The organism is Aestuariivirga sp., from assembly GCF_041738905.1.
Taxonomy (GTDB): Bacteria; Pseudomonadota; Alphaproteobacteria; order Rhizobiales; family Aestuariivirgaceae; genus Aestuariivirga.
Map to the genome: position 1 here is coordinate 16,059 of NZ_JBGSOZ010000210.1, position 20,069 is coordinate 36,127.

The window sequence follows — 20,069 nt, forward strand, 5'->3', positions numbered from 1 at the left end:
CCGTTGGGCTATCGACCCGGCCATGACTTCGTCTGAGTATCCTGTCGACCTCGTCATTCCCCAGCTTTCACAAGCGCTGGCGGCTGGTCCCTGCGCGTTGCTCGTGGCGGAGCCCGGTGCGGGCAAGACGACGCGTGTGCCGCTGAAGCTGCTCGATGCTGCCTGGTTGAAAAACCAAAAGATCGTGATGCTGGAACCCCGGCGGTTGGCCGCGCGCAATGCCGCGCACCGCATGGCCGAGACGCTGAACGATGAGATCGGCGGCACGGTTGGCTATACAGTGCGGCTCGACCGCAAGGTCTCGTCCCGCACCCGCATCGAGGTCGTCACCGAGGGCATCCTCACGCGGCGGCTCCAGTCCGATCCGGAGCTTGAGGGAACGGGCCTTGTGATCTTCGACGAGTTCCACGAGCGCTCGCTTGACGGTGACCTGGGCCTCGCCATGACGCTCGACATCCAGCGCGGGCTTCGCGACGACCTCAAGATCCTTGTCATGTCGGCAACACTCGACGCGGCGCGGGTCTCGGCGCACCTGGACAATGCACCCGTCATCGATGCGCCGGGCCGCGTCTATCCCGTCGAGACCCGCTACCTCGACAAGGCGCAGCGGCAGACCATTTCAGCCGATGCGGCGCGCGCGGTCTTTCGTGCGCTCGACGAGACGGATCAGAGCATCCTCGTCTTCCTGCCGGGCGAGGCTGAAATCCGCCGCACGGAAGGCGATCTCAACGTATCGTCGCTGCCGAAGGGCACCACGGTGCGCCCACTCTATGGCGCCATGGGGTTCGCGGAGCAGGATGCCGCGATCCGTCCGTCGCCTGCAGGTGAGCGAAAGATCGTGCTGGCCACCACCATCGCCGAGACCAGCCTCACCATCGACGGCATCGGTGCTGTCATCGACACAGGCTTCAAGCGGAGCCCGCGGTTCGATCCGGCGTCGGGCATGACGGCGCTCGAAACCGTGCGGGTGTCGCTGGCCTCTGCCGACCAGCGTCGGGGCCGCGCCGGACGACTTGGGCCCGGCGTGTGCTACCGCCTCTGGCCCGAGGCCGAGACACGGGCTTTGGCACCCCACGACCAGCCCGAAATCTTCGTTGCCGATCTTGCACCGCTGGTCCTCGAACTCGCTGCATGGGGTGTGGCCGATGCAAAGGCGCTGCCCTGGCTCGATCCGCCGCTGGCCGCGCCCTTCGCGCAGGCGCAGGACCTGCTCAAGCGGCTCGAAGCCATTGATGACTCTGGCAAGATCACGCCCATGGGCAAGGACATGGTGAAGCTGCCGCTGCATCCGCGCCTTGCCCACATGGTGGTGAAGGGCGGAAGCGCTCTTGCTGCCGATCTCGCCACTTTGCTCTCAGAGCGTGACGGGCTTCCCCGGAGCGCTGGTGCCGACATCACGTCGCGACTGTCCCAGATCAGAGGCGGTGCGCGCGACCGCATCCGGCAATCGGCAAAGCAGGTCCGCCAGATCGCCGGAATCAGGGATGAAGCCTCGGACGTGAGCGCAGGCGTGCTCATCGCCTATGCCTTCCCTGATCGCATCGCGCAGCGCCGTGGCGGCGACCGGCGATATCGGTTGTCGGGGGGCGGTGGGGCCGTCCTTCCGGAACACGATGCCTTGATGACGCAGGAATGGCTGGCGGTCGCCACCACGGATGGCGCCTCAGGCGACCAGAAGATCTACCTCGCAGCACCCCTGTCGCTGCATGAGATCGAGGAGCATTTCGAAAGCCAGATCGAGGCGCGGGATGGTGTGTTCTGGGATAGCCGCGCCAGGGCGGTGAGCGCCACGCGGTCGCGGCGGCTCGGTGCGCTGGTGCTGGAGGAGAAGCCGCAGCCCAAGGCCGATCCAGAAATGATTGCCGTGGCGATGACGCAGGGCGTGAGGGAGATGGGGCTGACCTGCATTCCGTGGAGCGATGGCTCGCGGCTGTTGCGTGCCCGGGCGATGTTCCTGCGCCGGCTTTACCCCGAGGACGGCTGGCCGGACCTTTCGGATGAGGCGCTGCTCGCCTCGCTCGAAGACTGGCTCACCCCCTATCTCGCCGGCATTAGCCGCAAGGCCCATCTCGACCGGCTGGACATGCACCAGATCATTCAGGCCATGATCCCGCATGAACTGTACCGCAAGATGGATCGCCTCGCGCCAGTCAGGATCGAGGTGCCTTCCGGTGCCGATGTGCGGATCGACTATGAGACGGAGGGTGACCCCGTGCTGCGCGTCCGCCTGCAGGAAATGTTCGGGCTTGCCCGCACGCCGGCCATCGCCGAAGGCCGCAGCCCGCTCCGCATCGAGCTGCTTTCGCCCGCAGGCCGCCCGCTTGCTGTCACCCAGTCGCTCGATACCTTCTGGACCAACGGCTACCCCTCCGTCCGCTCCGACATGCGCGGGCGCTACCCGAAGCATTCCTGGCCGGAAGACCCCCTCAACGCGACGCCGGTGAGGCCGAGAAGGCTGCGCTGATGCGGTGCTTGACCTTGTGGGGTGCCGATGCCAAACACCGCCCCAATCATGATTGACACCGCTCACATCCGCAATTTCTCCATCATCGCCCACATCGACCACGGCAAGTCGACGTTGGCCGACCGGCTGATCCAGCTTTGCGGGGCCGTGTCGGACCGTGAGATGGTGAGTCAGATCCTTGATTCGATGGACCTTGAGCGCGAGCGCGGCATCACCATCAAGGCCAATACCGTCCGCCTCGACTATACGGCGAAGAACGGTGAGAAATACGTGCTGAACCTGATCGACACGCCCGGCCACGTGGACTTCGCCTATGAAGTCTCGCGCTCGCTCGCTGCCTGCGAGGGCTCGCTGCTGGTCGTCGATGCCTCCCAGGGCGTGGAAGCCCAGACGCTGGCCAACGTTTATCAGGCGATCAACAACAACCACGAGATCGTGCCCGTCCTCAACAAGGTCGATCTTCCCGCCGCCGAGCCCGACCGCATCCGCCAGCAGATCGAGGACGTGATCGGCATCGATGCGTCTGACGCGATCCCGATTTCGGCGAAGACCGGCATCGGCGTACCAGATGTTCTCGAAGCCATCGTCAACCGCCTGCCGCCACCGAAGGGCGACCGCGACAAGCCGCTGAAGGCGCTGCTGGTCGATAGCTGGTACGACACTTATCTGGGTGTCGTCGTGCTGGTGCGCATCATCGACGGCGTGATGAAGAAGGGCATGCGGGTCAAGCTCGTCTCGACCAATGCCATCTACACGCTGGAGCGCATCGGCGTGTCGCGGCCCAAGAAGGAAATGATCGATGAACTCGGTCCCGGCGAAATCGGCTTCTTCACGGCGTCGATCAAGCAGGTGGCCGATACGCGCGTGGGCGATACCGTGGTTGATGACCGCGCGGTGGCGGTGACACCGCTTCCGGGCTTCCGGCCGGCGCAGTCCGTCGTGTTCGCGGGCTTCTTCCCCGTCGATGCGGCGCGCTTCGAGGACTTGCGCGATGCGATGGGCAAGCTGCGGCTGAACGATGCGAGCTTCTCGTATGAAATGGAAACCTCGGCTGCCCTTGGTTTCGGTTTCCGCTGCGGCTTCTTAGGCTTGCTGCATCTCGAAATCATCCGTGAGCGGATCGAGCGTGAATTCAACGTCGACATCATCACCACGGCGCCAAGCGTCATCTACAAGGTGAACATGCGCGACGGCACGCAGATCGAGTTGCACAACCCGGTCGACCTGCCCGACCAGACGCTGATCCTCAACATCGAGGAACCGTGGATCGAGGCGACGATCCTCGTTCCCGACGATTACCTGGGCTCGATCCTGAAACTCTGCGAGGACCGCCGCGGACGCCAGAAGCAGCTCACCTATGCGGGCTCGCGCGCCATGGTCGTCTATGACATTCCCTTGAATGAAGTGGTGTTCGATTTCTACGACCGCCTCAAGTCGGTTTCGCGCGGTTATGCCAGCTTCGACTACAAGATGATCGGCTATGAGGAGGGCGATCTCGTGCGCCTGCAAATCCTCGTCAATGCCGAACCCGTCGATGCGTTGGCGATGGTCGTCCACAAGGGCCGTGCCGAGCAGCGCGGCCGCGTGATGTGCGAAAAGCTGAAGGACCTCATTCCGCGCCACATGTTCCAGATCCCGATCCAGGCCGCCATCGGCGGAAAGATCGTGGCGCGCGAAACGCTCTCCGCAATGCGAAAGGACGTGACCGCCAAGTGCTACGGCGGCGACATCAGCCGCAAACGCAAGCTTCTGGACAAGCAGAAGGAAGGCAAGAAAAAGATGCGGCAGTTCGGCAAGGTCGAAATCCCGCAGGAAGCCTTCATCTCAGCTCTGAAGATGGATGAGAACTAGACGCCTCTGAGCGACCGATCCCACTTCACCAGCTTCCCCGCCGCCCACCAGCCGAAGAATGCGACGGCGGCGCCGGCGTAGCCGTCGATGGCGTAGTGCCAGGCGAGGTGGATGGAGCCGATGAAGATCAGGCTGGCGAATCCTGTGAGCAGCCAGCCGATCCAGCGGTGGCCGGAGGCGAAACCAAGTAGCGCGAAGAGGACGCTGGTGCCGACGTGCATCGAGGGCATGGCGGAGATGCCGTTCACCACGCCGGTTCCGGTCTCGTAGTTGCGCCACAACTCGTCCATCACGTTCAGCGACCAGATGGGATAGTGCGTGTTGGCTGTGTCGAGCCATGACATCAATGGAACGTAGGGGTCGGGTCCGGCGATGAGCTTGCCATAGAAGCACGGGCCAACCGATGAAAGCAGTGTGCCGAGGACGCAGGTGCCGAGGAACCATGTCAGCGTGAAACCGAGCAGGAAGCGCTGACGGAGTTCGGTGTCGTGTTTCGCGAAGCCCTGCCAGAACCACAGGGTGAACATCACGAAGAACCAGGCATTGTAGTTCACGTTGAGAAGAAGCGTGATCCACGCATGGTCCAGCAGCGGGCTCAGCCATTGGAAGGGATGGGTGCCGAAGTGCAGCGCCTTGTCCCATTCCATGAAGGTCACGTCCCACTGGAACGGAACGGCCAGCGGAATGGCCCGCTTGATGAAAGTATAACCCACCATGTAGACCGTCATGAAGATGACGGCATGGAGCCCGTTCGAGATGCGGGTGGGGGTAAAGTAATCGTCTCTCAGCTTGGCGCCGAGCGCGAGGGCGAGGCTGCCCTGATGGCCTGTTCGCGCGAGGCGCACCGTCTCCTTCGCGAGCCCGATGATCATCATGACGAGCAAGACCAGCAGCACGGGGCCGGAGAAGATCATCACCATCTGCAAGTCGAGCGGAATGCCGAGTACTTGCGATTCGAGAACCGCCGCCGTCAGAACGAAGAGCGCAAAGGAGTACAGGAGCGCATGGGTGCGGAGGCCGTCGCGGATTGCATTCAGTGTTTCAGCGGCGCGGCTGACGGGAACAGCGAGAGAGGTCATGCGAAGCTCCGCTTCACCCACCAGCCGCTGAGTTTCCAGCAGGCGATGGCGATCAAGGCACCCAGATAGCCATCGACGGCATAGTGCCATCCGAGCAGGATGGACCCTAAGAAGATCGAGAGCGAAAACAGCGCGCTGAACCAGATGAGCCAGCGTTTGCCCGAGGCCAAGGCGCAAAGGATGAAGAGGATCGTCGTCGCGACGTGCATGGAAGGCATGGCCGATACGCCCTCGATCTCGCCGAAACCGTCAAGGTGGCTTTGCCAAAGCGTGGCCTGCGTCGGCACGGCCCAGATGGGATAATGCGAGTTTGCCTCCGCAAGGTAGGACATGAGCCCGGCATACGGGTCCGCGTCCGTCACCACGAAGCTGTAGAAGCACGGGCCTGCCGAGGACAGAAGCGTGCCGAGCAGGCAGGTGCCGACTGCCCACGTCATGAGATAGGACAGGAGATACTGTTGGCGAAGCCGCGTGTCGTCCTTCCGGAAGCCCTGCCAGAAGAAGAAGGCCGTGAGCACGGCGAACCACAGGTTATAGTTCACGTTCACCAGGAAAGTGACAAACGGATACTGGAACAGCGGCGCCAGAATCTCGTGCGGCAGCCAGCCGAAGTGCAATGCCTTGTCGAGCGCCATGAAGGGCTGGTCCCAGGCGAAGGGAATGGCGATGGGGATGTTCTTCTTGATCGTGAGGAAGCCGACGAAGAATACGCCGTTGGCGGTGAAGGCGTGGATCGTGTTGGAGACGCGCGATGGTGCCAGGATGTCGTCGAGCAGCTTGGCCTTGAGCGCCTTCGCGGGGCTTCCCTGATAGCCGGTCCACCACAGCCTTGCCAATTCGATGGCGAGCCACAGGCCGATGATGAGGAAGAGGAAGACGAACGTTGTGCCGCTGACGATACCGACGAGGCCGAAGGACAAGGGAACGCCCAGCCACATGCTCTGGATGAGGCCCACGCCATAGGTGCCGAGCGCCAGCGCATAGAGCATCGAGTGCTGGCGGAATCCGGCCAGCACGGCGGCTCCGGTCTGCCTCAGTCTCGCCGATGCCCCGGCCGTCAGGCGTTGGGCAAGCCTATCATAGGTGGTCGTGGTCATCATATCCCCGTCGAACGCGGAGCCTATCCTGCGACAATTGCGTTAAGGACGGGTTTGGGGATGATCCGAATGGAAAGCTGGACCATATTTTGGAATGATTCTAAGATTAACTCCCGCATGAATGGACTGACCCGATCTTGAAAAGCTTCTCCGACCTCACCGAACAGGAAATCCTGGCCCTCGCCATCTCCAGCGAGGACGACGATGCGCGCGCCTATGCGGGGTTCGCCCATTCCCTGATGGACACGTACCCGGCATCCGCCAAGGTTTTCATGGAGATGGCGGAAGAGGAACACGACCACCGCCGCTGGCTGACCGAGCTCTACCAGAAGAAGTATGGCGACTTCATCCCGTTGATCCGACGCAGTGACGTGCAGGGCTTCGTACGCCACAAGCCCGCGTGGACCATCGGCAAGATGAACATCGAGGAGATGCGCCAGCGCGCGGAAGTCATCGAACTCGAGAACTATCGCTTCTACAAGCAGTCCGCCGAACAGAGCCAGGATCCGCAGATCAAGAAGCTACTGCTGAACCTTGCCGAGGCCGAGAAAGGCCACGAATCGCTTGCGGTGAAGCTGGGCTTCCAGCACCTGACGGCAGATGCCAAGATCGAAGAAGGCGAGGCCAAGCGCCGCCTGTTCCTCTTGCAGGTCATTCAGCCCGGCCTTGTGGGGCTTATGGACGGCTCCGTGTCAACACTGGCGCCGCTCTTCGCGGCCGCCTTCGCCACTGGCAATACATGGGAGACATTTCTTGTCGGCATGGCGGCCTCGGTCGGCGCTGGTATTTCCATGGGGCTCGCGGAAGGTCTGTCAGACGACGGAAAGCTCACGGGCCGCGGTCATCCGCTGATTCGCGGTGTCGCTGCGGGTGTCATGACGGCGGTTGGCGGACTGGGCCACACGCTGCCCTATCTTATCCCCGACTTCCAGATTGCCACCTGGGTTGCGATCATCGTCGTGTTCTTCGAACTCTGGGCGATCTCGTGGATCCGCTACAAGTACATGGACACGCCGTTCCTGAAGGCGGCGTTCCAGATTGCGGTGGGCGGCTTTCTTGTGTTCCTGACGGGCATTCTGATCGGCAGCGCCTGACCGGGCAGGCGAGCCATCACGACATGCGGATCAAGACGGCGCCCGCGACGATGAGCATGGCGCCGGCAAGCCGTGGCCATGTCACGGTTTCCTTGAGGTAGCGCATCGAGAGCAGCATGACGATGAGAATGCTGGTCTCGCGCAGTGCAGCCACGCTGGCAATTGGGGCTTCCGACATGGCCCAGATGGCAATCCAGTAGGCGCCTGCGGAGAGCAATGCGCCGGCCGTTCCCGATTTCCAGAACGGCGCAACCTGACGCACGATGCCGGGGCCCCTGAGCCAGAAGGCCGTTCCAGCGAGGAAGATCGCATCGAAGACAAAGACGAGTGCGGCATACGAGGAGGGCGAGCCCGAGACGCGCCCGCCCAACCCGTCGACCACGGTATAGGCTGCAACGAAGACAGACGTGCCCAGCGCGAAGAACAGCGTTGCCGGATCGAGGCGAAGACTGTGCTTTCCCCTGAGACTCACGAACCAGATGCCGGCCACCAGAATCCCGATCCCCAGCGCACCGATGGCGCTCACTTCTTCATGGACGATGATGACAGTGGCGAGAAGCGTGAGGAGCGGGGCAGCTCCGCGGGCGATGGGGTAGACCTGGCTCAGGTCGCCTGTGCGGTAGCTGCGGGCGAGGAAAAGATTATAGCCCAGGTGAAGCACGCCGGATGCCAACGCATAGGGGAGCGAGGCGGCGGCGGGCCACGGAAACACCGCGAGCATGCCGAGCCCCATCACGCCCATGAGCGTCTGGATGAGGCAGAGGGACAGGAAGCGATCCAGCTTCAGCTTGACGAGGACGTTCCAGCTCGCATGCATGACAGCGGCGAGGAGAACGGCGAGAAAGACGGTGAGATCCAAGGCACTTGCTCCGGCGCGATGCCTTAGCCCAAGAAGGGGCGAATCACCACGAAGCTTTCGTGCGGCCTATCGGCGGTCAATTGACCGCCAGAGACTCTAGCAGCCGGTGCAGGCCAGCGTGGCGGATTGACGGGGGCGAAGGGCGATCTGCTCGCTCATCGAGAAGCTTGTCGCTCCGAGGATGTTCTCGCCGAGAAAAGTCGCAACGTAGGGCGAGTAAGTCGTGCAGAGTACGGCGACGATCAGGTCATTGCCGTCGGTCATCAGATTGTCCATGTCGGCAGTGCTCGGCGCGGCGCAATTGGCGCCATTGGCGGACCGTCGCGTCCACTGGTTGGTTATGGTGCCGCTTACTCTGCGATACTGATGTACCTCGACCCGGATGTTGGTCATCGGCGTGGGTTTCATGACCAGCGCCGCGGCCCTGAAGTAGTCGTCAATATCGGCGGCTGTCAGTGAGGTATCGTTTTGCGTCACGAGATCGGCTACCACGCTGGCGGCATAGGTCACCTTGCGATTCAGAGAGATCATCGCGGTCAAGTCGACGAGGCCAAAATACAGGAACAGAAGAAACGGCATGATGAATGCCACTTCCAGCGCGGCGAGGCCGGATTGGTTCTTCCAGAGGCGGACAAGTGTGCGGAGCATGTGCATCAGGTTCCAAACGGCTCGTTGCGGAAAACGGCAAGGCCATAGAGGCGGCGGATGCGCCCGTCTCTGAAGTTGCCAAGGAAATCCATGAAGGGGAAGGCGAAATCCCAATCGTAGGTGGCTATCACGGTCGAAGCTCTGAGCTGTCCTCCCGGCTGATACACCATTGTATAGTCGCTCCCGTCTGCTCCAACGCCAACAGTCAGGGGGTCGGCGATGGATGTCGTGAGCGCCGCAAATGTGGTGGCGCTGTTCACGTAGACGTTGACCGCTCCATTGCAGTCGATGATGATGCTCACACCCTCGCAGATCTTGTCCTTGAAGTCGGAAGATGAAAGGATGATTGTTCCGTCTCCCGCCGAGACCTGGCCGGTTCGGACCATGCGGGCCGCTTCCTGGACGGAGTTCTGGATCACGTATTCCGTGAAGAGCATCAGCCCGGTCTCGCAAATGCAGCCGAGCACGAAGAAGAATGGTCCGGCAACAAGTGCGAACTCGACCGCCGTCGCACCGTCCTGCGAACGCTTGTATCGGGCGGCAAGGCGCCCCAGCCAGGAACTTGAAGGAATTTTCATCACGGTCTCCTGTCGCGGAGAACCCCGGTCTTCTCGCTGACCGGCTCTCCAGAACGATTAAATGCTAGCAAAACGGCATTTAGGATTGGTGAAACACTCGATTCAATTTTTACACAATCTTGCCAGGACGGCTGCCAAAATGGAAAAGCCCCGGAGATCCGGGGCCTTTGGTCGAGATGGATGGAATGACTATTGTGAGGGATCGTTCTGGCCGTTCCCGCCATCGGTGTCTTCTTCGCCGGGCTTCTGGTCTTGCGCAATGCCGAGCTTGTTCTTGTGCTGTTCGTGAACAACCTTGAACGCGTCCTTGTCGTCGCCAATGTGCAGAACCACCTCGCAATCACCCTTGCATGTATAGGTGGAGCGCAGAACACCGCCGGGTGAGCCCTTGAACACCACCGCGCTGTAGTCGTCTTCGAGGCCGACATTCACATTATACTCGGCGAGCGCATTGCCGCCATCGTCAAGGACCATGACATTGGTCTTTCCGAAGGCGCGGCCATGCAGGAAAAGTTGATTGCCCTGGATCGTGACATCCACAATGCTGGGATTGCCGACAACAACCGTGCCCGGAGCCCGATCGAGCCTGATGATTCTCGACTGATCGGCCAGCACCGTCAGTGATTCTGCGGCGTGGGCTGAAGACACTGATGCAAATAGAGCCAAACCCATCAAGGCGGAGAAAGCGTGCAACTTGGTCGGGATAGACATGTGAGCATGGACTCCGGATAAGGGACCGCAGCGACGAGGCGGGACCCGCTGTTATTCGGCCCCCATTTGACGCAAGAATGGTGAATCTTCCCTTAAGCCTTCTGCCGCGCGGCAAAGTTCCCTCCTGCACAGCGATCATCACCAGCCGTTCCGCAAGGTTTGTGGCCGGGTCAAAGGCATTCGTTCTCTTTCATTGAACAACTGTCCCAATGTTCACCTGGTGTAACTACAGGAGAATCTTGCACAATCTCATAGTGCAACGAATTGCTTCTTTGGCCTGCTGTGCTTCACAGAGTAATTCTCCTGCTCGATGTCAAAATACAGAAAATAGTAACCACGATATACAAGTATAAATTCAATTTTAAAGAACGAATAAATGCTTCGTAAACCAAAATGCCCAAGCCTGACAGCATTTAAGACCTTTAACGGCTCGATTTACTTGGCATTAAAACGTCCCGCCTAATGTCCGGAGCATGGTTCACGGAAGACAGCGCAGAGAGCGCGGTTGAGTATGAGCCAGGTGCTGTAATCTAGTGGAGTTTAAAATGAACAAGTTCATGCGTTTCGTGAAGGATGAATCTGGCGCAACGGCTATCGAGTATGGCCTGATCGCTGCTGCCATGGGCCTCGCCCTCGTGACCGCCATGCCGATCCTGGCCTCGGCTGTCACCGGCAAGTTCTCGTCGCTCGCCGGCCACATTTCGTCTGGTACGTAATACCATCGCTGCCTGAGGCAGCGGCGGTTCAACACCATCTCAATACGGGAAAGTTGCAAAATGAAAAATCTCCTCCGTTTCGTGAAAGACGAGTCGGGCGCGACCGCCATCGAGTATGGTCTGATCGCTGCTGCCATGGGCCTCGCCCTCGTGACCGCCATGCCGATCCTGGCCTCGGCTGTCACCGGCAAGTTCTCTTCGCTCGCCGGCCACATTTCGTCGGGCACGTAATCGCGTTTCCTTGCGCTGCCTCCGGGCTGCCGAAGGAACTGACGACCGGAATCCACCGGCTTTCGAGCCGGTGGATTTTTTGCGCAGGCCTGCGCCTTAGAGTTAACCCGCTCTTAAACCACCCCGTGGGACTGTCGCTCCACCATCTCCCCTTCATACCGTGGACTAGATCGGTCGCTTCATGACAGGCTTTCTTTCCGTAACTGTATTCCCGCTTCTGATGATCGTTGCCGGGGCGGGCGACGCACTCTCCATGCGGATTCCGAACTGGCTCACGATCCTCATCGCGTTGTTGTTCTTCCCGATGGCATTCATCACCGGAATGCCCTGGGACATGATCCTGCTGAACATCGGCGTTGGCTTCGGCATGTTTGTCGCGGGCTTCATACTCTTCTCGTTGGGGCTGTTTGGCGGTGGCGACGCGAAGCTCCTCGCTGCAGCCGGCCTCTGGCTCGGCTGGCCCGATCTCATTCCGTTTCTCGTGATGACAGCCTTCGCGGGCGGGATTCTCGCGCTCTGTGTCGGGCTCTGGTCCGCAATCAACGTCGCATCCGAGATCAAGGATGGCTCGATCTTCCGCCGCCTGGGGTCGATCAAGCCGAATGTTCCCTACGGCTATGCCTTCGCCATTGGCGCCATCCTCGCGTTCCCCCAGAGCTGGTGGATGCCGGCCGGGATCGTGTGAGTCATGAACAGAGTTAACGCAAATTTGACCATTCCATCAGAAAGTAGACAACGCGGAACAGCGTTTGCGTCGCAGACAAGGATTTATCGATGAACAAGGCACGTATTCTCATTCTCGGGCTGGCGCTCGGCTCCGCTGCTCTGGCCGGTGTGCTTGCCAAGGGCGTGATCGGCAAGAAGTCCGTCAAGGAAGTCGTCGAAGTCAACAAGGTTCCGATGGTGCAAGTCCTCGTGGCCTCCAAGGACCTCGCTCTCGGCGAACGTCTCGGCGATGCCGCCATCAACTGGCGCGACTGGCCGCAGGACAATGTCGGTGAGCTGATGATCACCAAGGATTCGAATCCCGACGCGCTCGAGAAGATGAAGATGGCGCGTGCCCGCCTGCCGATCTTCAGCGGCGAGCCCATCGTCGACCGCAAGCTGGTGATGCCCAATGAAGGCGGTTTCATGAGCGCTATCCTGCCGCAGGGCATGCGCGCCATCTCGGTCGCCATTTCCGAGCGCTCCGCCGTGAGCGGCTTCATTCTTCCCAACGACCGCGTCGATGTCATCCTCACGCGCAAGCTCGATGGCCCGGATGGTTCGGGCAAGGTTGTGCGCAGCGAGACCGTTCTCACCAACGTGCGCGTCCTGGCGATCAACCAGACCTTCCGTCAGGAAGCCGGCGAGGACAAGGTCACCGTCACCGAAGGCAAGACCGCGGTGCTGGAACTGGATCCGCAGCAGTCCGAAGTGATCACCAAGGTCGAGGCCGCGGGCGAGCTCTCTCTGGCGCTCCGCTCGATTGCCGAGGGCGGGGATAGCGGTGTGCAGGACACAAGGCCCGTGCTCTCCGACGCCTTCAAGGGCAGCAAGAAATCCGCCGATGGCGATCGCGTGATCGTCCGCTACGGCGTCGAAACCGTCATCACCAGCCGCTGAGGCCTATGAACATGTTCCTCTCCAATATCGCTCACCTGCTCGCCGGCCGGCACCGTTCCGGGACTTCGCGTGTGGCTGTGATGGCAGGCGCCACTCTCGCGCTTGCTTCCATGGCGCTGCTTCCCGCGGCTCCCGCCTTCGCCACGGATTACGATTTCAGCCAGACCACTGGCGGCCAGCAGGATGACGGGCACTTCCTCCGCATCGGCCTCGCCAAGAGCGCGGTGATCAAGCTGCCCGCGGACGTAAAGGATGTCATCGTCGGTGACAGCGCCGTCGTCGATGTTGTCATCCGCAACAAGACCACGGCCTATCTCTTCGGCAGGTCGCCGGCTCAGACCAACATCTTCTTCTTCGACGCCAACGGTCAGGAAGTGCTTCACCTTGATCTCGAAGTGACGCTCGACTCGAAGGCCATCAAGAAGCTGATTGATCGCACCATCCCAGGTAACAAGATCCAGGTCGATACGACCGGCATGAATGTTGTGCTGAAGGGCACCGCCGCCAATGCCGTCGAATCGAAGATGGCCGAGGATCTGGCGCTGCGCTTCGTGAACGATACCTGCGAATGCAAGATCCTCAACACGCTGAAGATCGCCGAGGGCGACCAGGTGATGCTGAAGGTGCGGGTTGTCGAGCTCAAGCGCACGGTGATGAAGCAACTCGGCATCAACATCAATTCGCAGTTCAGCGTCGGCAAGTTCGATTTCGGGTTCAATTCAAACCCGATGCCGGTCAACCAGCCGGCTATCTTCGACGCGGTGGGGTCCTATCTCGATGACGGCGTCTCGGTTGACGTTCAACTCAAGGCCCTCGAGACCCAGGGACTTGCGACGACACTGGCCGAACCCACGCTTACCGCAGTATCGGGTGCCCCGGCCCGTTTCCATGCCGGCGGTGAATATCCTTACGACTATTGCACCGGCGATATTGGTGACCGCAGTTGCAGTGTGTCGTTCAAGCCTTACGGCATCTCACTGGACTTCACACCGACTGTCCTTTCGGAAGGCCGGATCGGCTTGAACGTCCGCACCGAGGTGAGCGACATCGGTGAGATCACCAGAAGCGGCGAGCCCACGATCGACACGCGCAACGCGCAGACGTCGGTCGAAATTCCCAGCGGCGGTTCGATGATGCTTGCGGGTCTCATCAAGGATGTCACGACACAGGATCTCGACGGGACACCCGGCTTGCGCTCCGTACCGGTTCTGGGAGCTCTGTTCGCCAGCCGCTCCTACCAGAAGAACCAGAGCGAGCTTGTTGTGATCGTCACGCCCTACATCGTGAACCCGGTGCACGAGTCCGATCTTGCGACGCCGATCGACGGTTTCAATCCGCCGACAGACGTGCAGCAGATATTCTTCGGGCGCCTCAACAAGATCTACGGCCCGCCCGGCAAGCACCCGAACGGTGTCTACCATGGCCAGGTCGGCTACATCATCGAGTAGGTTGGAGAGAGTCATGACGTATCATCCGATGTTTTCCTCCAGCGCACGCCGCGTGCCGACGATGCTGGCCTTGATGACCGCGGTTCTTCTCGCCGGCTGTTCGCAGGAGTACGGCACCTTCGACGACCAGTATGTCGCAACCTCGATCGAGGAGCGCTATCCGATCAAGGTCGTCGATGCGCCTGTGAAGATCAACGTATCGGCGAAGGCGGGAAGCCTGCGGCCCGAGCAGCTCAACAGCGTGATCAACTTCGCCCAGGACGCGCGCGGCAATGCCACCTCCATCGTTTCGGTGACCTATGCTTCCGGCAGCAGGTCGGCCCGCAATGTCGCCGAGCAGACAGTCGGCGTGCTGGTGGAGCAGGGCGTTCCGCGCTCGATGATCCGCACCAGCAGCTACAAGGGCACCGCGCCAAGCGTCACGCTTGCCTTCCACCGCAAGGTCGCCGTCACCAAGGAATGCGGTGACTGGTCGGAAAACCTCAAGGGCAACAACTATAACGAGCCCTATCCCAACCAGGGCTGCGCGCTCCAGAACAACATGGCCGCCATGGTGGCAAGTCCGGAAGACTTCGAGACTCCGCGTGGCATGTCGCCGGCCTACGGTGCGGCGCGCTCGGGCGTGATCAAGAAATACAACGCTGGTGCCTGGACGGCGCCCAACACCGACCCTGGCTTCTCCGAGCCCGCTACGGCGGGCGGCGGGCAGTAAGCTGTTCAACAGATTGAAATATTCAGGACGGGCACAATGATAAACCAAACCGCGCAGGCAAATGCCGGCTCTTTCGGCAGTGACCAGAGTCTTGTTGCCCTGGTGCCCCGCATCAACATCCATGCTTTCTGCGACAACCAGCAGACAGCCGAGACGATGCAGATGGCAGCTGGCGACCGCCGCATGGCCAGGGCTCACACGACCATCCAGCTCGGCGGCATCATGGCAGCCGTCCAGGTGTTCCAGACTCAGGCGACCCCCAACGTGCTGCTGGTCGAGACCCATGGATCGCGCGATGTGATCCTGTCCGAGCTTGGCGAACTGGCTCAGGTCTGCCAGCCCGACACCAAGGTTATCGTCATCGGCCACCTGAACGATGTAGTCCTCTACCGCGAGCTCATCCGGCAAGGCGTCAGCGAATATCTCGTGGCGCCGCTTCATCAGATGCAGGTGATCGAGACAATCGCCAATCTTTACCAGAATCCCAAGTCGTCGCCGCTTGGCCGCGTCATCGCCTTCGTTGGCGCCAAGGGTGGCGTCGGCTCCAGCACGGTGGCTCACAACACCGCCTGGATGATGTCGAAGCGCTATGCGACAGAGACTGTCATCACGGATCTCGACCTTGCCTTCGGAACGGCGGGCCTCAACTTCAATCAGGATGTGTCCAGCGGCATCTTCGACGCTCTCGGCCAGCCTGACCGTCTCGATGCTACCCTGATCGAGCGGCTTCTGACTAAGCTCGGTGACAAGCTCAGCCTTCTCAGCGGTCCGGGCGGTGTCGACCGTGACGTGAGCATCGAAGCCCATGCCATCGAGGTGATCCTCAATGCCATGCGGTCGAGTGTTCCCTGCATCGTGGTCGACGTGCCGAACATGTGGGCACCCTGGATCAAGTACACGCTGATGCATGCCGACCTGGTGGTGATCACAGCCACCCCGGAACTGGCAAGCCTCCGCAACACCAAGAACTTGGTCGATCTCCTGAAGTCCGCGCGGCCCAACGATCCGCCGCCGAAACTCATTCTCAACCAGGTGGGTGTTCCGAAGCGGCCCGAGATTCCTCCGGCTGACTTTGGCAAGGCCGTGGGCATCGATGTCGCCTGTATTCTGCCGTATGACGCGCAGACCTTCGGCACGGCTCAGAGCAATGGCCAGATGGTCTTCGAGGTCGCAGCGAAATCAAAGGCCGCCGAGGCCCTTGGCAACTTCGTCCAGATCATCGCTGGAACCGACAAGCCTGCCAAGCGTGCGGCGAAGCTCTCGCTGCCCCTGCTCGGCAAGCTGTCGATGCTGAGGAAGAAGTAATGTTCGGAAAGCGCTCAGACGACAATCGTGCAACGACCGGCCTGCCGCCCGCCGGTCAGCCGTCAGTTCCGCCGGCTGCCCTGTCAGCGCCTGGTGCCGCCATTCCCGACCTGCCAATGCCCGGAGGATTTGGTGCGCAGTCCGCCCGGCCCGCGCAGCAGGCAAGCGCCCCTGTCGCGGCCCCGGCCCAGAAGAAGCCAGAGGCGAGCGCTGGTCCGCGGAAATCCGAAAACTACTACGACATCAAGAGCACGATCTTCAACGCGCTGATCGACGCCATCGACCTGACCCAGCTCGGTCAGCTCGACCGCGACGCCGCGCGCGACGAGATCCGCGACATCGTCAACGAGATCATCACCCTGAAAGACGTGGTGATGTCGATCGCCGAACAGGAGGACCTGCTCGAGGACATCTGCAACGACGTTCTGGGCTATGGTCCGCTGGAGCCTCTGCTGGCGCGCGACGACATCGCCGACATCATGGTCAATGGCGCCAGCACGACATTCATCGAAGTTGGCGGCAAGATGCAGAAGACAGGCGTGCGCTTCCGCGACAACGCCCAGCTTCTCAACATCTGCCAGCGCATCGTGAGCCAGATCGGCCGGCGTGTTGACGAAGCAAGCCCGATTTGCGACGCCCGTCTCATGGACGGTTCGCGTGTGAACGTGATCGTGCCGCCTCTCGCCATCGACGGCCCGACCCTCACCATCCGCAAGTTCAAGAAGGACCGCCTCAAGCTTCCCGATCTCGTGAAGTTCGGATCGATCACGCCGGAAGGCGCCACGATCCTCGAGATCATCGGCCGCGTGCGTTGCAACGTCCTGATCTCCGGCGGTACGGGTTCAGGCAAGACCACGCTCCTGAACTGCCTGACCGGCTACATCGACCACGATGAACGCGTCATCACCTGCGAAGACGCCGCCGAATTGCAGTTGCAGCAGCCGCATGTGGTGCGTCTCGAAACCCGCCCGCCCAACCTTGAGGGCGAAGGCGAGATCAACATGCGCGATCTCGTCAAGAACTGCCTGCGTATGCGTCCTGAACGCATCATCGTCGGCGAAGTCCGTGGCCCCGAAGCCTTCGACCTCCTGCAGGCGATGAACACGGGTCACGACGGGTCGATGGGAACGCTCCACGCCAACTCTCCGCGTGAAGGCATCTCGCGTCTGGAATCGATGATCACTATGGGCGGCTTCTCATTGCCGTCCAAGACCATCAAGGAAATGATCTGCGGCTCGATCGACGTCATCGTGCAGGCCTCGCGCCTGCGTGACGGTTCGCGCCGCATCACCCACATCACCGAAGTGGTCGGCATGGAAGGTGACGTGATCATCACCCAGGACCTCTTTGTCTACGAAATCGTGGGCGAGGACGCGAATGGCAAGATCATCGGCCGCCACCGCTCGACAGGCATCGCGCGTCCGCATTTCTGGGACCGCGCACGCTACTACAATGAAGAACGCCGCCTTGCCGAAGCCCTCGAGAAGGCCGAGGCACGGAACGAGGTTGACTGATTGATCCTTCCAGAAAGCAGGTAGTTCGATGTTCTTCGGAGCCGATCTGACACAACTCGCATTCATCGCCATGGTTGCCGTGGCCGTGGGCGGCGTTGCCTTGGCGCTTTTGTTTCCGCTGATCTCAGGTGGTGGTGCGGAGGCCCGTGTCCGCGCCATTGCCGAGAACAGGAAAGCCATGTCCTCGCAGAAGCAGTCTGCCTTCAGCAGGCTGGTGGACGGCCAGAAGGACAATCGCCGCAAGCAGGTTCAGGAAACGCTCAAGCAGATTGACGAACGCGAGCGGCAGCGCAAGAAGCGCATGACCCTGCGCATGATGATCATGCAGTCCGGCCTCGACATCTCGCCCAACATGTTCTGGGTGATTTCGCTGTTCACGGGGATCGCGTTTTCAGTGCCGCCGCTGGTGTTCGGTGTGCCGTGGTACGTGGCCGTGCTGGGCGGCATCGTGGGCTTTCTCGGCTTCCCGCGCTGGTTTCTCAATTTCCTCCGCAAGCGCCGGCAGAACATTTTCCTGCATGATTTCGCCGATGCCATCGACGTGATGGTGCGCGGCCTCAAGGCGGGCCTTCCGGTATCCGATGCCATGAAGATCATCGCGGCCGAGTCGGGCCCGCCCGTTGGACCCGAGTTCATGGAAGTTGTCGAGGGTCAGCGCGTGGGTATTACCATCGACCAGGGCATCGAGCGCATGTTCGAGCGGATGCCGCTGTCGGAAGTCAACTTCCTCGGCATCGTCATGTCGATCCAGTCGAAGACCGGCGGCAATCTTTCCGAAGCGCTGGGCAATCTTTCAAAGGTGCTCCGCGACCGCAAGAAGATGAAGGCCAAGATTCGTGCCGTGTCGCAGGAAGCCAAGTCCTCGGCGGCCATCATCGGCGCGCTGCCCTTCGTCATCATGGGTGCCCTCACCGTGCTGAACCCCGAGTACCTGAACCCGCTCTTCAACACCAGCACCGGTAACATCATGCTGATGGGCTGCGGAATGTGGATGCTCACCGGCGTCCTGGTGATGCGCAAAATGATCAACTTCCAGATCTAGAATCAGGGCTTTACCCATGTTGAACTTCATCGCCAGCCTGCTTCAGATCGAAACGATGATCACGATCCTGATCGGGCTGGCTGCTTTCGCAACGGTGCTGACCATCGCAGCGCCGATGCTGGAAACCGACACACTGAAGACCCGCATGAAGTCGGTGGGTCAGGAGCGCGACAAGCTGCGCGCCGCGCAACGCGCGCAACTGGTCGGCAACGAGAACAAGCTTCGCGACAAGAAGCAGGTCGGACTGGCGCAACAGCTGGTTGACGCGCTTAACCTGAAGAAGGTGTTCGAGGCCGAAGCCTCGCGCGACCTTCTCCGCCAGGCAGGCCTGAGAAGCGAGCGTCATCTCGTGACGTTCCTTGCCGCGCGGTTTGCCGTGCCGCTGGTCCTCGCGGTTCTCGTGTTCGTCTATTCGTCGACGCTTTATGCCGACAAGGTAGCCCCGCCGATGCGGCTGGCCGCCACCGGCATCGGCGCCGTGTTCGGATATTATCTTCCGTCGATCTTCGTCAAGAACATGGTTGGACGCCGCCAGGAGTCGATCCGCAAGGCATGGTCCGATGCGCTCGACCTCCTGCTCATCTGCGTTGAATCCGGCATGGCGATCGAGCCGGCGTTCCAGCGCGTGGCCCGCGAAATTGGCTCGGCCTCCGTGCCGCTCGCCGAAGAAATGACGCTGACGGTTGCCGAACTCTCCTATCTGCAAGACCGCCGCAAGGCTTATGAAAATCTGGGCAAGCGCACTGGTCTGTCGACCGTCAGATCGGTCGTCACCAGCCTCATCCAGTCCGAGCGCTACGGTACGCCGCTGGGCACCGCGCTGCGCGTTCTCGCCCAGGAAAACCGCGATACCCGCATGGCAGAAGCCGAAAAGAAGGCTGCGGCCCTTCCGCCAAAGCTGACGGTTCCGATGATCCTGTTCTTCCTGCCGGTCATCTTCGTCATCATCCTCGGGCCGTCCATCATCATGGTGATGAAGCTCGAATAGGATTTACCTGTGAGTGCGTGCGTAGGAAGGCGCGGGCTGCGTATCTGCCCGCGCCTTTTTTATGCCGCGCATCTTCACGCCACGCCTGGACCATCCAACCGGACAAGACAAAGCCCGCGGAGTGTCA

At 61.0% G+C, this 20,069-nt stretch carries 19 protein-coding genes; 13 read left to right on the forward strand and 6 right to left on the reverse strand.

From position 1 onward, the window contains the following. The first annotated feature begins 22 nt into the window (after positions 1-22). A complete protein-coding gene (hrpB, locus tag ACEW8Q_RS20500) occupies positions 23-2,464 on the forward strand; it encodes an ATP-dependent helicase HrpB (protein WP_373505925.1) in 2,442 nt (813 codons plus the stop codon). Between the two features lie 48 nt (positions 2,465-2,512). Then, positions 2,513-4,315 (forward strand): translation elongation factor 4, encoded by a 1,803-nt coding sequence (gene lepA, locus ACEW8Q_RS20505; RefSeq protein ID WP_373505926.1) that lies wholly within the window; start codon positions 2,513-2,515, stop codon positions 4,313-4,315. Here lepA and ACEW8Q_RS20510 read toward each other — a convergent pair. Together ACEW8Q_RS20510 and ACEW8Q_RS20515 are read right to left on the reverse strand one after the other, a co-directional pair. Next, entirely contained in the window at positions 4,312-5,394 is a 1,083-nt protein-coding gene (locus tag ACEW8Q_RS20510) for a phosphatase PAP2 family protein (RefSeq protein WP_373505927.1), read from the reverse strand. The two genes, lepA and ACEW8Q_RS20510, sit on opposite strands and share 4 nt — an antisense overlap. Next, complete coding sequence (locus tag ACEW8Q_RS20515) at positions 5,391-6,494, reverse strand: phosphatase PAP2 family protein (RefSeq protein WP_373505928.1); 1,104 nt, start codon at positions 6,492-6,494, stop codon at positions 5,391-5,393. The genes ACEW8Q_RS20510 and ACEW8Q_RS20515 overlap by 4 nt, the downstream gene beginning before the upstream one ends. A gap of 134 nt (positions 6,495-6,628) precedes the next feature. Between ACEW8Q_RS20515 and mbfA the strand changes: the two genes are divergently transcribed. Beyond that, entirely contained in the window at positions 6,629-7,585 is a 957-nt protein-coding gene (mbfA, locus tag ACEW8Q_RS20520) for an iron exporter MbfA (RefSeq protein ID WP_373505929.1), read from the forward strand. A 16-nt stretch (positions 7,586-7,601) separates the two neighbouring features. Here the strand turns inward: mbfA and ACEW8Q_RS20525 are convergent, their stop codons facing one another. From ACEW8Q_RS20525 to ACEW8Q_RS20540, 4 genes are all read right to left on the reverse strand, one after another. Beyond that, the gene (locus tag ACEW8Q_RS20525; protein WP_373505930.1) at positions 7,602-8,444 is read right to left on the reverse strand and encodes an EamA family transporter; all 843 of its coding nucleotides are present in this window, start codon (positions 8,442-8,444) and stop codon (positions 7,602-7,604) included. 96 nt (positions 8,445-8,540) lie between these two features. Further along, complete coding sequence (locus tag ACEW8Q_RS20530) at positions 8,541-9,092, reverse strand: TadE/TadG family type IV pilus assembly protein (RefSeq protein WP_373505931.1); 552 nt, start codon at positions 9,090-9,092, stop codon at positions 8,541-8,543. 5 nt (positions 9,093-9,097) lie between these two features. Further along, positions 9,098-9,670 carry a TadE/TadG family type IV pilus assembly protein gene (locus ACEW8Q_RS20535; protein WP_373505932.1) on the reverse strand — a complete coding sequence of 191 codons (573 nt, stop codon included), beginning with the start codon at positions 9,668-9,670 and terminating at the stop codon, positions 9,098-9,100. Between the two features lie 189 nt (positions 9,671-9,859). Next, complete coding sequence (locus ACEW8Q_RS20540; RefSeq protein WP_373505933.1) at positions 9,860-10,381, reverse strand: pilus assembly protein N-terminal domain-containing protein; 522 nt, start codon at positions 10,379-10,381, stop codon at positions 9,860-9,862. Positions 10,382-10,926: 545 nt separating this feature from the next. Between ACEW8Q_RS20540 and ACEW8Q_RS20545 the strand changes: the two genes are divergently transcribed. The 10 genes from ACEW8Q_RS20545 to ACEW8Q_RS20590 all read left to right on the forward strand — a co-directional run bounded on the left by ACEW8Q_RS20545 (position 10,927) and on the right by ACEW8Q_RS20590 (position 19,942). Next, complete coding sequence (locus ACEW8Q_RS20545) at positions 10,927-11,097, forward strand: Flp family type IVb pilin (RefSeq protein WP_373505934.1); 171 nt, start codon at positions 10,927-10,929, stop codon at positions 11,095-11,097. Positions 11,098-11,157: 60 nt separating this feature from the next. Beyond that, positions 11,158-11,328 carry a Flp family type IVb pilin gene (locus tag ACEW8Q_RS20550; RefSeq protein ID WP_373505935.1) on the forward strand — a complete coding sequence of 57 codons (171 nt, stop codon included), beginning with the start codon at positions 11,158-11,160 and terminating at the stop codon, positions 11,326-11,328. A 181-nt stretch (positions 11,329-11,509) separates the two neighbouring features. Beyond that, entirely contained in the window at positions 11,510-12,013 is a 504-nt protein-coding gene (locus ACEW8Q_RS20555; RefSeq protein ID WP_373505936.1) for a prepilin peptidase, read from the forward strand. Positions 12,014-12,102: 89 nt separating this feature from the next. Beyond that, positions 12,103-12,933 carry a Flp pilus assembly protein CpaB gene (gene cpaB, locus ACEW8Q_RS20560; RefSeq protein WP_373505937.1) on the forward strand — a complete coding sequence of 277 codons (831 nt, stop codon included), beginning with the start codon at positions 12,103-12,105 and terminating at the stop codon, positions 12,931-12,933. 11 nt (positions 12,934-12,944) lie between these two features. Beyond that, positions 12,945-14,381 (forward strand): type II and III secretion system protein family protein, encoded by a 1,437-nt coding sequence (locus ACEW8Q_RS20565; protein WP_373505938.1) that lies wholly within the window; start codon positions 12,945-12,947, stop codon positions 14,379-14,381. Between the two features lie 13 nt (positions 14,382-14,394). Next, complete coding sequence (locus ACEW8Q_RS20570; RefSeq protein ID WP_373505939.1) at positions 14,395-15,093, forward strand: CpaD family pilus assembly protein; 699 nt, start codon at positions 14,395-14,397, stop codon at positions 15,091-15,093. Between the two features lie 36 nt (positions 15,094-15,129). After that, a complete protein-coding gene (locus ACEW8Q_RS20575) occupies positions 15,130-16,398 on the forward strand; it encodes a CpaE family protein (RefSeq protein ID WP_373505940.1) in 1,269 nt (422 codons plus the stop codon). Next, positions 16,398-17,912, forward strand: a complete 1,515-nt coding sequence (locus ACEW8Q_RS20580; RefSeq protein WP_373505941.1) for an ATPase, T2SS/T4P/T4SS family — start codon at positions 16,398-16,400, stop codon at positions 17,910-17,912. The genes ACEW8Q_RS20575 and ACEW8Q_RS20580 overlap by 1 nt, the downstream gene beginning before the upstream one ends. Before the next feature lie 28 nt (positions 17,913-17,940). Then, positions 17,941-18,954, forward strand: a complete 1,014-nt coding sequence (locus tag ACEW8Q_RS20585; RefSeq protein WP_373505942.1) for a type II secretion system F family protein — start codon at positions 17,941-17,943, stop codon at positions 18,952-18,954. Positions 18,955-18,970: 16 nt separating this feature from the next. After that, the gene (locus tag ACEW8Q_RS20590) at positions 18,971-19,942 is read left to right on the forward strand and encodes a type II secretion system F family protein (protein ID WP_373505943.1); all 972 of its coding nucleotides are present in this window, start codon (positions 18,971-18,973) and stop codon (positions 19,940-19,942) included. Positions 19,943-20,069 lie beyond the last annotated feature (127 nt).

What these genes read in the sequence shown, in the direction of transcription:
- cpaB (WP_373505937.1), top strand. Translation starts at nt 12,103, where the DNA reads ATGAACAAGGCACGTATTCTCATTCTCGGGCTGGCGCTCGGCTCCGCT.
- ACEW8Q_RS20545 (WP_373505934.1), top strand. Translation starts at nt 10,927, where the DNA reads ATGAACAAGTTCATGCGTTTCGTGAAGGATGAATCTGGCGCAACGGCT.
- ACEW8Q_RS20550 (WP_373505935.1), top strand. Translation starts at nt 11,158, where the DNA reads ATGAAAAATCTCCTCCGTTTCGTGAAAGACGAGTCGGGCGCGACCGCC.
- ACEW8Q_RS20575 (WP_373505940.1), top strand. Translation starts at nt 15,130, where the DNA reads ATGATAAACCAAACCGCGCAGGCAAATGCCGGCTCTTTCGGCAGTGAC.
- ACEW8Q_RS20540 (WP_373505933.1), bottom strand. Translation starts at nt 10,381, where the DNA reads ATGTCTATCCCGACCAAGTTGCACGCTTTCTCCGCCTTGATGGGTTTG.
- ACEW8Q_RS20515 (WP_373505928.1), bottom strand. Translation starts at nt 6,494, where the DNA reads ATGATGACCACGACCACCTATGATAGGCTTGCCCAACGCCTGACGGCC.
- ACEW8Q_RS20530 (WP_373505931.1), bottom strand. Translation starts at nt 9,092, where the DNA reads ATGCTCCGCACACTTGTCCGCCTCTGGAAGAACCAATCCGGCCTCGCC.
- lepA (WP_373505926.1), top strand. Translation starts at nt 2,513, where the DNA reads ATGATTGACACCGCTCACATCCGCAATTTCTCCATCATCGCCCACATC.
- ACEW8Q_RS20535 (WP_373505932.1), bottom strand. Translation starts at nt 9,670, where the DNA reads ATGAAAATTCCTTCAAGTTCCTGGCTGGGGCGCCTTGCCGCCCGATAC.
- ACEW8Q_RS20510 (WP_373505927.1), bottom strand. Translation starts at nt 5,394, where the DNA reads ATGACCTCTCTCGCTGTTCCCGTCAGCCGCGCCGCTGAAACACTGAAT.
- ACEW8Q_RS20585 (WP_373505942.1), top strand. Translation starts at nt 17,941, where the DNA reads ATGTTCTTCGGAGCCGATCTGACACAACTCGCATTCATCGCCATGGTT.
- ACEW8Q_RS20565 (WP_373505938.1), top strand. Translation starts at nt 12,945, where the DNA reads ATGTTCCTCTCCAATATCGCTCACCTGCTCGCCGGCCGGCACCGTTCC.
- ACEW8Q_RS20580 (WP_373505941.1), top strand. Translation starts at nt 16,398, where the DNA reads ATGTTCGGAAAGCGCTCAGACGACAATCGTGCAACGACCGGCCTGCCG.
- ACEW8Q_RS20570 (WP_373505939.1), top strand. Translation starts at nt 14,395, where the DNA reads ATGACGTATCATCCGATGTTTTCCTCCAGCGCACGCCGCGTGCCGACG.
- hrpB (WP_373505925.1), top strand. Translation starts at nt 23, where the DNA reads ATGACTTCGTCTGAGTATCCTGTCGACCTCGTCATTCCCCAGCTTTCA.
- ACEW8Q_RS20555 (WP_373505936.1), top strand. Translation starts at nt 11,510, where the DNA reads ATGACAGGCTTTCTTTCCGTAACTGTATTCCCGCTTCTGATGATCGTT.
- ACEW8Q_RS20590 (WP_373505943.1), top strand. Translation starts at nt 18,971, where the DNA reads ATGTTGAACTTCATCGCCAGCCTGCTTCAGATCGAAACGATGATCACG.